Annotated in this window: 17 protein-coding genes; 5 read left to right on the top strand and 12 right to left on the bottom strand. The window is 68.0% G+C overall.

Annotation, left to right across the window (positions count from 1 at the left end; translation table 11 throughout):
- Window positions 1-68 precede the first annotated feature (68 nt).
- From ACY48E_RS01315 to ACY48E_RS01305, 3 genes are read left to right on the top strand one after another with little or no spacing between them, the layout of a single operon-like run.
- Entirely contained in the window at window positions 69-1,853 is a 1,785-nt protein-coding gene (locus ACY48E_RS01315) for a TIGR03767 family metallophosphoesterase (RefSeq protein WP_462870239.1), read from the top strand.
- On the top strand, window positions 1,850-2,191 hold the full coding sequence (locus tag ACY48E_RS01310; RefSeq protein WP_462870238.1) for a hypothetical protein: 342 nt from the start codon (window positions 1,850-1,852) through the stop codon (window positions 2,189-2,191). Before ACY48E_RS01315 ends, ACY48E_RS01310 begins: the two co-directional genes overlap by 4 nt.
- Complete coding sequence (locus tag ACY48E_RS01305) at window positions 2,188-2,769, top strand: hypothetical protein (RefSeq protein WP_462870237.1); 582 nt, start codon at window positions 2,188-2,190, stop codon at window positions 2,767-2,769. The genes ACY48E_RS01310 and ACY48E_RS01305 overlap by 4 nt, the downstream gene beginning before the upstream one ends.
- Before the next feature lie 67 nt (window positions 2,770-2,836).
- Here the strand turns inward: ACY48E_RS01305 and rpsQ are convergent, their stop codons facing one another.
- The 12 genes from rpsQ to ACY48E_RS01245 form a co-directional block, all read right to left on the bottom strand.
- Window positions 2,837-3,127, bottom strand: a complete 291-nt coding sequence (gene rpsQ / locus ACY48E_RS01300) for a 30S ribosomal protein S17 (RefSeq protein WP_462870236.1) — start codon at window positions 3,125-3,127, stop codon at window positions 2,837-2,839.
- Window positions 3,124-3,369, bottom strand: a complete 246-nt coding sequence (gene rpmC, locus ACY48E_RS01295) for a 50S ribosomal protein L29 (RefSeq protein WP_462870235.1) — start codon at window positions 3,367-3,369, stop codon at window positions 3,124-3,126. Before rpmC ends, rpsQ begins: the two co-directional genes overlap by 4 nt.
- Window positions 3,369-3,785, bottom strand: a complete 417-nt coding sequence (rplP, locus tag ACY48E_RS01290) for a 50S ribosomal protein L16 (protein ID WP_462870234.1) — start codon at window positions 3,783-3,785, stop codon at window positions 3,369-3,371. Before rplP ends, rpmC begins: the two co-directional genes overlap by 1 nt.
- A 3-nt stretch (window positions 3,786-3,788) precedes the next feature.
- Window positions 3,789-4,595 carry a 30S ribosomal protein S3 gene (gene rpsC / locus ACY48E_RS01285; RefSeq protein WP_462870233.1) on the bottom strand — a complete coding sequence of 269 codons (807 nt, stop codon included), beginning with the start codon at window positions 4,593-4,595 and terminating at the stop codon, window positions 3,789-3,791.
- Window positions 4,595-4,999: a 50S ribosomal protein L22 gene (gene rplV / locus ACY48E_RS01280; protein WP_462870232.1), complete on the bottom strand. Its 405-nt coding sequence runs from the start codon at window positions 4,997-4,999 to the stop codon at window positions 4,595-4,597. Before rplV ends, rpsC begins: the two co-directional genes overlap by 1 nt.
- Window positions 4,996-5,277 carry a 30S ribosomal protein S19 gene (gene rpsS / locus ACY48E_RS01275; protein ID WP_042575433.1) on the bottom strand — a complete coding sequence of 94 codons (282 nt, stop codon included), beginning with the start codon at window positions 5,275-5,277 and terminating at the stop codon, window positions 4,996-4,998. Before rpsS ends, rplV begins: the two co-directional genes overlap by 4 nt.
- A 17-nt stretch (window positions 5,278-5,294) precedes the next feature.
- Window positions 5,295-6,131, bottom strand: coding sequence for a 50S ribosomal protein L2 (gene rplB, locus ACY48E_RS01270; RefSeq protein ID WP_462870231.1), 837 nt, complete (start codon window positions 6,129-6,131; stop codon window positions 5,295-5,297).
- Between the two features lie 47 nt (window positions 6,132-6,178).
- Complete coding sequence (gene rplW / locus ACY48E_RS01265; RefSeq protein WP_462870230.1) at window positions 6,179-6,484, bottom strand: 50S ribosomal protein L23; 306 nt, start codon at window positions 6,482-6,484, stop codon at window positions 6,179-6,181.
- A complete protein-coding gene (rplD, locus tag ACY48E_RS01260; protein WP_462870229.1) occupies window positions 6,481-7,179 on the bottom strand; it encodes a 50S ribosomal protein L4 in 699 nt (232 codons plus the stop codon). Before rplD ends, rplW begins: the two co-directional genes overlap by 4 nt.
- Complete coding sequence (gene rplC, locus ACY48E_RS01255) at window positions 7,176-7,841, bottom strand: 50S ribosomal protein L3 (RefSeq protein ID WP_462870228.1); 666 nt, start codon at window positions 7,839-7,841, stop codon at window positions 7,176-7,178. Before rplC ends, rplD begins: the two co-directional genes overlap by 4 nt.
- Window positions 7,842-7,858: 17 nt before the next feature.
- Window positions 7,859-8,164, bottom strand: a complete 306-nt coding sequence (gene rpsJ, locus ACY48E_RS01250) for a 30S ribosomal protein S10 (protein WP_003938093.1) — start codon at window positions 8,162-8,164, stop codon at window positions 7,859-7,861.
- A gap of 548 nt (window positions 8,165-8,712) precedes the next feature.
- Window positions 8,713-9,759: an alpha/beta hydrolase gene (locus tag ACY48E_RS01245; RefSeq protein WP_462870227.1), complete on the bottom strand. Its 1,047-nt coding sequence runs from the start codon at window positions 9,757-9,759 to the stop codon at window positions 8,713-8,715.
- A 171-nt stretch (window positions 9,760-9,930) separates the two neighbouring features.
- Here ACY48E_RS01245 and ACY48E_RS01240 point away from each other — a divergent pair, with 171 nt between their 5' ends.
- The gene (locus ACY48E_RS01240) at window positions 9,931-10,950 is read left to right on the top strand and encodes an ATP-binding cassette domain-containing protein (protein ID WP_462870226.1); all 1,020 of its coding nucleotides are present in this window, start codon (window positions 9,931-9,933) and stop codon (window positions 10,948-10,950) included.
- Window positions 10,947-11,792 (top strand): ABC transporter permease, encoded by an 846-nt coding sequence (locus ACY48E_RS01235; protein ID WP_462870225.1) that lies wholly within the window; start codon window positions 10,947-10,949, stop codon window positions 11,790-11,792. The genes ACY48E_RS01240 and ACY48E_RS01235 overlap by 4 nt, the downstream gene beginning before the upstream one ends.
- The last annotated feature ends 18 nt before the right edge of the window (window positions 11,793-11,810 follow it).

The following is an 11,810-nucleotide window of genomic DNA, read 5'->3' as shown; positions in this document are numbered from 1 at the left end:
AACGACCGGCCCCAGCCGGCCGTTCCCGGCCGTACCGTCCCCCGCCCGATCGTCAACGAGGAGCGCCGATGGGCACGATGTCCCGACGCCAGTTCGCGGCCAGGGTCGCAGCGCTCGGCGCGGCCTGGACGCTGGCTCCGGAGCTCCTCGGGCGCACCCTGCTCGCGCAGGCTCAACCCACCGCAGCGCCACCACCGGTCGCCACCCTGGGACGGACCATCCTTCGGCGGGCGACGGGCGAGAAGCGCTACCGCACCCTCGTCGCCGCGGCCGGTGAGCCGTACATCGAGCGGCTCGACGTGCTCGGCCGGGCAGCCGACCCAGGGCGCGTGCAGGCCCGCCGCTCGCTGCTGTACCTGGCACACCTGTCCGATCTCCATGTGATCGACGCCCAGTCGCCGGGCCGCATCGAGCCGATGATCGTGCAGGACCACGCGGCGTGGGGTTCGGCCTTCCACCCGCAGGATCCGTTGACGGTGCACGTCACGGCGGCCATGGTGAAGGCCTTCGCCGACGCTCGCTACAGCCCGGTCACCGGAGCCCCGATGGGTGCGGCGATCGTCACCGGCGACAGCGCCGACATGCACTCGCATCTCGAACTGCGTTGGTACATCGACATCCTCGACGGCAAACCCGTGCGACCGACCAGCGGTGGTGGAACGAGCTTCGAGGGTGTGCAGGCCTGGGCCGAGGCGCAGTGGGCGTACCGACCGGCAGATCCGTCGGGTGGATCGTTCGGCGACTACGGCTTTCCGCGCCTGCCGGATCTACTCCCACAGGCCGTCGCCGGCACGGTCGAGTCGGTGGGGCTGCCCGTGCCCTGGTACGCCGTATACGGCAATCACGACACGTTGCTCCTGGGCACCTTCGACCTCTCGTCGCAACTGCATGCCCTCGCCGTGGGCGGCCGCAAGGCGTACACCCTCGAGGCGACGGCCACCTCCGCGCTCGCCGGCTACGCCGCCACCGCCAGCCCGCTACAGCGGATGATGGATGCGCTGGGCCACGGGTTGCGACCCGGCTTCCGCAGTGTCACAGCTGATCCCGCGCGCTACCTCTTCGAGCAGCGCGACTTCATGGCCGAGCACATGCGCACCGAACCCACACCCGGTCCGATCGGGCACGGGTTCACCCAGCGCAACCTCGATACCGGCGAGACGTGGTGGACCGCGGACCCCACCCCACAGGTGCGCACCTTCGGGCTCGACACCTGCAACCAGGTCGCCGGACCCGACGGCGCGGTGCCGGGCAATCAGTTCGACTGGCTCCGAGGGGAACTGGAGAAGGCGCAGGCCCAGAACAAGCTGTGTCTGATCTACACCCACCACAACAGCCTCACCCTCGAGAACCGGGCGCAACGGCCTGGCAACAGCGAGAAACTCTACGGTGCAGAGGAGTTCATCGATCTCCTGCTCCAGTTCCCGGTGGTGATCGGTTGGCTCAACGGGCACACCCACCAGAACCAGATCCTGGCGCACCGCCGCGATGGCCGCGGATTCTGGGAGATCACCACCGCCTCCTGCATCGACTTCCCGCAGCAGCAACAGGTGGTCGAGATCGTCGACAACCGCGACGGCACCCTGTCGCTGTTCACCACCGTGCTCGACCACGCCTCCCCCGTCACCCCGGGAAACTCGGGCAGCTACCTCGACCTCGCCTCGCGCAGCAGGGAACTCGCCGCCAACGACTGGGCGGAGAACCCCCTGATGCGACGCGGATCGCCGCTCGACCGCAACACCGAACTGCTGCTGCCCGCCCCGTTCGACACGGCCCTGATCTCCGACGCCGACCTCGAGAAGCAGCGCATGGACCAGACCGCACGGCTGCTGGCCTACGAAGGGAGGCAGCGGTGAGGCGCGCGGCGGCGGGGTTCGCCCTCGTGGCCGTCGTCGTCGCCGGGTGTTCGCAAACCGCGGCTCTCGCCCCGGTCGGTGGCGCCGAGCGGGCGAACCTGCGCTACGCCGTCAACGACGTACTGGCCGACCGCGCCATCGCACTCCTCGCCGCCCCGGTCTGCACCGGCAACGGCGGCGACATCCGCTGCGAGGGAACCACATCCGACGGGCGGCCCATCACGGCGGTTGCCACCGCACCGGACGCGTCGACGGTGCGGGTGAGCGTCGGCGCGGACGTGCTCTACGACGGGTCGGTGCAGGAGATCCTCGACGCCGCCGGGACGCAGCCCCGATGAGGCCGGCGGCGGCGGTGCTGGCCGGAGTGGTCGTGGTGCACGCGGTGATCCAGGCGCTGCTGGTGGTGGGCGATCCCGTGCCGACGGCATCGCTGTCGTTCGCCGCGCGCGTCGTGGCGTCGGCCGTGGCGGTGGTCCTCGCCGTGTGGCTCACCGCGTCCACCGCTCATGACCTCGTGCGGCGGGCGGGGCCCGGAGTGATCGGGCGCGCTCTCGATCGCAGCCGAGTGGTGGTGTGGGTCGTCGGTCTCCTCGCGGGGGCGGTGCTGCTCGGCATCGCCTCGCCCCCGGCGACGCTGGTCGTGATGATCGTCGGGGTTCTCGTGATCCCCGCGGTGATCGACGGCGAGCCGCACCCGCTGCGCATCGCAGGCGCACGTGCGCGCGCTCACCCGTGGCGCACGGCGTCGACCGTCGCCCTGGTGATCCTGGCAGCGGCGGTGGGGTGGGTCGCGGCTCTGCTGCTGGGGTTCTTCGTCACCGGCGTGATCTCCGCTGCGCTGACCTTCGTGGTGTTCGGCCTCCTGCTGGCGGGGCTACTGATCCGCGCGAGCCGGGTCCCCGTCACTACCCCCTGAGCGCACGACAGCCCGGCACCGTCGAGCGGTGCCGGGCTGTGGCGGGTGATGCTGTGTCGAGCTGGTGCTACTTGGCCTTCTCGAGAACCTCGACCAGTCGCCAGTGCTTGGTGGCGGACAGCGGGCGGGTCTCCATGAGCTGCACGCGGTCGCCGACGCCGGCGATCTCGTTCTCGTCATGGGCCTTGACCTTGGTGGTGCGGCGGATGATCTTGCCGTAGAGGGCGTGCTTCACACGATCCTCGAGCTCCACCACGATGGTCTTGTTCATCTTGTCCGAGACCACGTAGCCGATACGCACCTTGCGGCGGTTGCGGGTCTCGCTTGCGGTTTCCTGGGTCACTGCTTCCTCGCTCATGCTGCGTCACCTGCGGTGTCGTCGGCCGGGCCGCTGGCCAGCCCGAGCTCACGCTCGCGCATGACGGTGTAGATGCGCGCGATCTCGTGACGCACCACGCGCAGTCGACGGTTGTTGGTCAGCTGGCCGGTGGCCATCTGGAAGCGGAGGTTGAACAGCTCCTCCTTGGACTCACGAAGGCGGGTGATCAGCTCTTCCTCGGTGAGCTCGCGGATCTCTGCCGCGGGGGTACCGGCTGCCATCAGAACTGCACCTCCCTCGTGATGATGCGTGCCTTGATCGGCAACTTGTGGATGGCGCGGGTGAGCGCCTCACGGGCGATCGCCTCGTCCGGGTAGCTGAGCTCGAAGAGCACACGACCGGGCTTGACGTTGGCCACCCACCACTCCGGCGAACCCTTACCGGAACCCATGCGGGTCTCGGCGGGCTTCTTGGTCAGCGGACGGTCCGGGTAGATGTTGATCCACACCTTGCCGCCACGCTTGATGTGGCGGGTGACGGCAATACGGGCCGACTCGATCTGCCGGTTGGTGATGTAGGCCGGCTCGAGGGCCTGGATGCCGTAGTCACCGAACGTCACGGCCGTGCCGCCCTTGGCGGCGCCGCTACGACCGGGGTGGTGCTGCTTGCGGTGCTTGACTCGACGGGGAATCAGCATGCGTCAGCCCTCCTTCGTGGGCTCTGCCGCGGCAGGAGCCTCGGCGGTTGCGGTTGCTGCGCGACCGGCCTCGGTGCTGGTCGCCGTGGTGCCCGAGGCGCCACTGCGACGCGGCCGGGCCGGACGCTCGCGACGGGGACGGTCACCGGCGGGTGCCGACGGGGCAACGAGCTCACGCTTGCCACCGACGATGTCGCCCTTGTAGATCCAGACCTTCACACCGATGCGGCCGAAGGTGGTCTTGGCCTCGTAGAGCCCGTAGTCGATGTCCGCACGCAGCGTGTGCAGCGGCACCCGACCCTCGCGGTAGAACTCCGAGCGGCTCATCTCCGCGCCGCCGAGGCGACCGGAGCACTGCACGCGGATGCCCTTGACGTTGGGCTGACGCATGGCCGACTGGATGGCCTTGCGCATGGCCCGACGGAACGCGACGCGGTTGCTGAGCTGCTCGGCGACACCCTGGGCCACCAGCTGGGCCTCGGACTCGGCGTTCTTGACCTCGAGGATGTTGAGCTGAACCTGCTTGCCGGTCAGCTTCTCGAGCTCGGAGCGGATGCGGTCGGCCTCGGCGCCGCGGCGGCCGATGACGATGCCCGGACGCGCGGTGTGGATGTCCACGCGAACCCGATCACGGGTGCGCTCGATCTCCACCTTCGCGATGCCGGCCCGCTCCATGCCACTGGCGAGGAGCTTGCGGATGGCGACGTCTTCCTTGACGTACTCCGAGTACTGCTTGTCTGCGTACCAGCGCGACTTCCACTCGGTGGTGATGCCGAGGCGGAAGCCGTGCGGGTTGATCTTCTGGCCCACTACTGAGCTCCCTTCCGGCGACCCCGTGCAGATCCGCCCGACTTGGGCAGGCTCTCCACGATGACCGTGATGTGAGATGTGCGCTTGCGGATGCGGAACGCACGACCCTGGGCACGCGGCTGGAAACGCTTGAGGGTGGCACCCTCGTCGACGTAGGCAGCGGCAACGATCAGCGTGCTCGGATCGAGGTTCAGGTTGTTCTCGGCGTTGGCCGCGGCACTGGCCACGACCTTGGCGACGGGCTCGCTGGCGGCCTGCGGCGCGAACTTGAGGATGTTCAGGGCATCCTCGACGCTGCGACCACGCACGAGATCGACCACGCGACGAGCCTTCATCGGCGTCACGCGAACGTGCTTGGCCGTGGCCCGGGCGACGGGGTTCTCGGTCACGGTGTAGTTGGTCATCGCCTCTTCGCCTTCCGGTCGTCCTTGATGTGACCCTTGAAGGTCCTCGTCGGCGCGAACTCACCGAGCTTGTGCCCGACCATGGCGTCGGAGACGAACACCGGCACGTGCTTGCGACCGTCGTGGACGGCGAAGGTGTGACCGATGAAATCGGGCGTGATGGTCGAGCGGCGCGACCAGGTCTTGATGACCTGCTTGGTGCCCTTCTCGTTCTGCACGTCCACCTTCTTCAGGAGGTGGTCGTCGACGAACGGGCCTTTCTTCAGACTGCGTGGCATCTGCTACTCCCTCCTGGTTATCGCTTGTTCTTGCCGGTGCGGCGGCGGCGGACGATGAGCTGATCGCTCGGCTTGTTGCGGCGGGTGCGGCCTTCCGGCTGACCCCACGGGCTGACCGGGTGGCGACCACCGGAGGTCTTGCCCTCACCACCACCGTGCGGGTGGTCGACGGGGTTCATCACGACACCACGAACGGTGGGGCGCTTGCCCTTCCAGCGCATACGGCCGGCCTTGCCCCAGTTGATGTTCGACTGCTCGGCGTTGCCCACCTCACCGACGGTGGCGCGGCAGCGCACGTCGACGCGACGGATCTCACCGGAGGGCATACGCAGCGTGGCGTAGGCGCCTTCCTTACCGAGCAGCTGGATGCCGGCACCGGCCGAGCGGGCCATCTTGGCCCCGCCACCCGGGCGCAGCTCAACCGCGTGGACGGTGGTGCCGGTGGGGATGTTGCGCAGCGGCAGGTTGTTGCCGGGCTTGATGTCGGCCGTCGGACCGGACTCGATGGGCGAACCCTGCGAGATGCCCTTGGGCGCAATGATGTAGCGCTTCTCGCCGTCCACGTAGTGCAGGAGGGCGATGTTCGCCGTGCGGTTGGGGTCGTACTCGATGTGAGCGACCTTGGCCGGCACGCCGTCCTTGTCGTTGCGACGGAAATCGATCAGACGGTAGGCCCGCTTGTGGCCACCACCCTTGTGGCGAGTGGTGATGCGGCCGTGCGCGTTACGGCCACCGCGGCCGTGCAGCGGTCGGATGAGCGACTTCTCTGGAGTCGTCCGGGTGATCTCCGCGAAATCGGAGACACTCGCGCCACGACGACCAGGAGTGGTCGGCTTGTACTTACGAATTGCCATGTTTGTCTCGTCCCTTGATCCTCGAGGACCCTCGGTGCTCCGGCCGCCTAGGCGACCGGGCCTCCGAAGATCTCGATGGGCTTGCTGTCGGCCGAGATGGTCACGAGCGCGCGCTTGGTGCTCTTGCGCGTGCCGTAGCCGTATCGGGTCCGCTTCCGCTTGCCCTGCCGGTTGGCGGTGTTGACGCTGGTGACCTTCACTCCGAAGACCTTCTCGACCGCGATCTTGATCTGCGTCTTGTTCGAGTCGGGGTGCACGATGAACGTGTACGTGCCCTCCTCGATCAGGCCGTAGGACTTCTCCGAGATGACCGGGGCCAACAGGATGTCGCGGGGGTCGGCAATGGTGCTCACTTGCTCTCCTCCTTGGTGGACTCGACGCTCGCTGCACCGGTCTTGGCGGCCACGAACGTGTGCAGGGCCTCGACGCTGAAGACCACGTCGTCGGCCTCGAGCACGTCGTAGGTGTTGAGCTGATCCGGTGCGATGGGGTGGACGCCGTCCAGGTTCTGCACGGACTTCCACGCCGCGAGATCCTCGCGGCCGATGACCAGCAGCGTCTTCTTGCGATCGGAGAGCTCGGCCAGGAAGGTACGGGCACCCTTGGTGGAGGGCACCTGACCGGGAACCAGCTCGGTGATCACGTGGATGCGCTCGTTGCGCGCCCGGTCGGAGAGCGCACCGCGCAGGGCGGCGGCGATCATCTTCTTGGGGGTGCGCTGGCTGTAGTCACGCGGCTTGGGGCCGTGGACGGTGCCACCACCGACGAACTGCGGTGCGCGGGTCGAACCCTGACGGGCGCGACCGGTGCCCTTCTGGCGGTACGGCTTCTTGCCGCCGCCGCGAACCTCACCGCGGGTCTTGGTGGAGTGTGTGCCCTGACGCGCCGCAGCGAGCTGAGCGACGACGACCTGGTGCATCAGCGCAATGTTGGCCTGCACGTCGAAGATCTCTGCGGGCAGGTCGACGGTGCCGTTGGTCTTGCCGCCGGCTTCCTTGACCTCGAGCGTGAGCTTGGTTTCGGACTTGGTCTTCTCGAGACTGGTCATGCGCGCGCACCACCCTTCACTGCGCTCTTGACGATCACGACGCCGCCCTTGCGGCCCGGGATCGCACCCTTGATCAGGAGCAGGCCGTTCTCGGCGTCCACCTTGTGGACCGAGAGGTTCTGCGTGGTGACGCGGTCGCTGCCCATGCGACCCGACATGCGCATGCCCTTGAACACGCGGCCGGGGGTGGCGCAGCCACCGATGGAGCCGGGGCGACGGTGCACGGCCTGCGCGCCGTGGCTCGCGCCCTGACCCGCGAAGCCGTGGCGCTTCATGGTTCCGGCGTAGCCCTTGCCCTTGCTGATGCCGGTGACGTCGACGTAGCCGCCGTCCTCGAACTCCACGACCGTGAGCTCCTGGCCCACCTCGAAGGACGAGGTGTCGGCCAGACGCAGCTCGGCGAGGTGGCGACGGGGGGTGACGCCGGCCTTGGCGAACTGGCCCGAGACGGGCTTGTTCACCTTGCGGGGGTCGATGGCGCCGAAGGCGACCTGCACGGCGTTGTAGCCGTCGCGCTCCTCGGTGCGGATGGCGGTGACCACGTTGGGATCGGCCTTGACCACGGTCACGGGGACCACGCGGTTGTTCTCGTCGAACACCTGGGTCATGCCGAGCTTGGTGCCCAGAATGCCCTTGGCGGGACGGTTCTTGTTGTCAGTCATCGTTTGGTCTTCCGCGCTCACTGAATGTTGACGTCGACGCTGGCCGGCAGATCGATGCGCATGAGCGCGTCGACCGTCTTCGGCGTGGGGTCGAGGATGTCGATGAGCCGCTTGTGGGTGCGCATCTCGAAGTGCTCGCGCGAATCCTTGTACTTGTGCGGCGAACGGATGACGCAGTACACGTTCTTCTCGGTGGGCAACGGCACAGGTCCGACCACGCGCGCCCCGGTGCGGGTCACGGTCTCGACGATCTTGCGCGCGGACGCGTCGATCGCCTCGTGGTCGTAGGCCTTGAGCCTGATGCGGATCTTTTGTCCCGCCACGCTGATGTCCTCTTCCTAGCCCGGTGAATCTCGTGGACCAGTTCCTGCGAAAGGAACTGCTTTTCGTGCTTCGCTCTTCTCGTGCTTCGCTGAACGCCTGGCGTGGGTCGAACCGTGACCACCACCCGCGCGAGCGGGGGTGCCCATGAGAAGTCGAACGAGGCGTCGCGGCGGCACGCGTGAGCGTGACCAACGTGTCGTTGCCACTGTTCATCTGTCATGGATCACCAGTCCACGCGGTCGGGCGTGTCGCATGCCCTTTTTTTCGCGGCTCGACCTGCGAGCCGCGAGTTGCGTGGATCGGACGCACCGGCCGAAGCCGACACTGTAATCACTGTCCAGCCAAAATCACTGTTCCAGCCTTCTTGCCTGCTGACGTTCTCGTCAGCCGACGTGCAGCGAAAGCTTTCCCTCGACCTGCGGCACGGCCCGTGCGAAGGCCGCACGGACTCGCACCTCGGACGAGGCAACCCGACAAGTATTACCTACGGGACCCCGCGGATTCAAATCGCCTGAACCCTGCCCCGTACAGACCCGGCTTCGGCCCCCTACAGACCCAACGACGGCCCGATCACGCGCCACGAGTCACGCAGATCGTCCTCCCAGTACTGCCACGAGTGGGTGCCCGTCTGACGGAAGTTCACCGTGGCCGGGATGGACAGATCGTGCAGACGGCCGGCGAAATCGCGGGTGCAGGAGTTGACGATGGCCTCGATCGCGCCACCGATGACCACGCGGTCCACCAGGCCGGTGCCGTTGCCCTGCAGGCGCGGCGAGTTGGGGTTGTCGTCGTAGCCGGGCAGGCCCGAGCCGGTGGAGAGGTAGATCGCGGTGCCGCGCAGCTTCTCCGCCTGCAGGTAGGCGTCGTTGTAGGCCCACAGCGGATCGTCCGGCTCGCCCCACATGTTCACGGTCTTGCCGCCACCGCGCGCCTCGACGACGGCGCGCACGTACTCCTGGCCGAAGGGATCCGCGGTGCGTGCGCACCCGCTGTAGGACGCCACGGAGGAGAACAGGCCCGGATTGTGCGCGGCCAGGGTCAGCACCGACGACCCCGACATCGACACCCCACCAATGGATCGGACACCGTTGGAGCCGAGGGACTTCTCGATCAGCGGCGGCAATTCCTTGGTCAGGAACGTTTCCCACTGGTTGCGACCGAGAACCGGGTCGTCGGCCTTCCAGTCGGTGTAGTAGCTGAACGCGCCACCCACCGGGATCACGACGTCGACGTTCTTGTCGCCGAAGAACTGCTCGGTGTTGGTCTGATCGAGCCAGTTGCTGGCGTAGTCCTCACCGCCGCTGGCACCGTTGAGCAGGTAGAACACCGGCCGCGGCACCGAGGTGTCCGGGGCGCGAAGGATCTCGAGCTCGATGTCGCGATCCATCGCCGCCGAGCGCACCGTGACGGTGAACCGGCGCGGATCGACCTGCGCGACCGAGACGATGCTGGACTTGCCGCCGTTCGGCGCACCGACCACGGCGGGGGCGGACACCGTCGGGGCCGCCGATGCCGCGGTGGGCACCGCGAGCGACACGCCCAGGACGAGGCCGGTGATCAGGGCTACCCCACGCAGGGAAGACTTACCGCGCATACGCACAGGGATATGGTCCGTTTCTCACAGGGAGCCCGACACTCCGTTGGCCGGGCCCGTCGGCGCGAGCTCACCCTAGCGGTCGCAGGGCCTGCGCCGCCATCGATCGAGGCGATCCGCAGCCACCTCGGCTCCCCGTCCCTCGGTACCGGCCGTGACATACTCGATTCCATGCCACCGCGCGAAATGGCCGTTCACGTCGACGGAATCCGGAAATCGTTCGGATCCGTCGAGGCCCTTCGCGGGGTGAGCTTCTCCGTACCCGTGGGAACCGTTCTCGGCGTTCTCGGTCCCAATGGCGCGGGCAAGACCACCACCGTCAACGTGCTCTCCACCCTGTTGACCCCGGACAGCGGCACCGCCATGGTCGCGGGCTTCGACGTGGTGCGCAACGCCCGCGAGGTGCGGCGCCGCATCATGATGACGGGCCAGTACGCCGCGCTCGATCAGGGGCTCTCCGGCAAGGAGAACCTCGAACTCTTCGGCCGACTGATGGGCCTGAGCCGCAAATCGGCGCGCGCGAGGGCGCAGGAGTTGCTCACCCAGTTCGACCTCGAGGCCGCCGCGGATCGCAAGGTGGCCGGCTACTCCGGCGGTATGCGGCGGCGCATCGACATCGCCTGCGGCCTGGTGACCCGACCGGACGTGGTGTTCCTGGACGAGCCCACCACCGGCCTGGACCCCCGCAGTCGGCAGGGTGTGTGGTCGCTGGTGGACGGGCTCAAGGCCGCGGGGATCACGATCCTGCTCACCACCCAGTACCTCGAGGAAGCAGACCTGCTCAGCGACAACATCGTGGTCATCGACAAGGGCACGGTGATCGCCGAGGGCACGGCCGACCAACTCAAGTCCCGCACCGGCGCCAGCTTCTGCGAGGTGGTTCCCGTCCACGTCGCAGACCTGCCGCGGGTGCACGAGATCCTCGCGGGCATCGCCGGGAGCGCGTCGGCCGTCGTCGAGGCCGGCTCGGACGGGCTCTCCGTGCCCGCCCCCGACGGCCCGGCCACCCTCACCGAGGTGATCAGGCGCGTGGACATGGCCGGCATCGCCCTCGCCGACGTGGGCCTGCGCCGCCCATCGCTCGACGACGTGTTCCTCTCCCTCACCGGCCAGCAGCCCAACCCGGACACCGAGGCGACCGACGACGGACGGCATCAGATCGCACCGGCAACCACCGGGCCCACTCCGTGAGCACGGCCAGCCCCGCCCGCAACGCCGCGGGTGAGCGCGCGATCAGCTCGGCTGTTCCCGGTGTCAGCGGCCGTCACCGGCGACTCGAGGTGTCCTCCTTCGGACAGTGGGTGGCGCTCTCGGGTCGGGTGATCAAGTCCCAGATCCGCATGCACGAGCTCACCATCGCCGTCATCGCCCCGGCGATCTTCGCTCTCGGGTTCTACCTACCGCTGCGCTTCGTCATGCGGCTGCAGGGGATCGACTACGGGCAGTTCGTCATGCCGATCATCGTGCTGCAGGCCATGGCGTTCACGGCCATCTCCGCGGCCGGTCGCGGCGCGTACGAGGAACTGCACGGCATCAACTCCCGCTTCAAGACCATGCCCATCGGCCCGGCGGTACCCCTGATGGCCCGCATGTCCGGGGCGACGACGCGATCGGTGATCTCGCTCGCCGCCGCCGTCGGCTACGGCCACCTCATCGGGTTCGGCTTCTCGGACAATCTGGCCGCCACCGGGATGTTCCTGCTGATCGCACTGCTGGTGGGCACGGCGTTCGCCTTCGCCGGTGATGCGTTCGGTGTGCTCTCACGCAGCCCCGAGGCCACCTCGCAGGCGCTGACCCTGCCCCAGCTGATCCTGGGCATGCTCTCCACCGGGTTCGTCCCCGAGTCGGGATTCCCGGAGTGGGTACGCCCGTTCGCCCGCAACCAGCCGATCTCGCAGTTCGCCGCCGCCATGCGGGACATGGCCGAGGGCAACATCAACTCCCCCGCTCTGCTGCCCGCCATGCTGTGGGTGGGGGCGTTCGTGGTGATCTTCGCGCCGCTGTCGATCTGGGCGAACGTGAGGCGACCCTGATGAGCAACGAGACCGATC

Source organism: Rhodococcus sp. AZ1, assembly GCF_054979605.1.
This window is presented reverse-complemented; position numbering and strand designations above follow the sequence as displayed.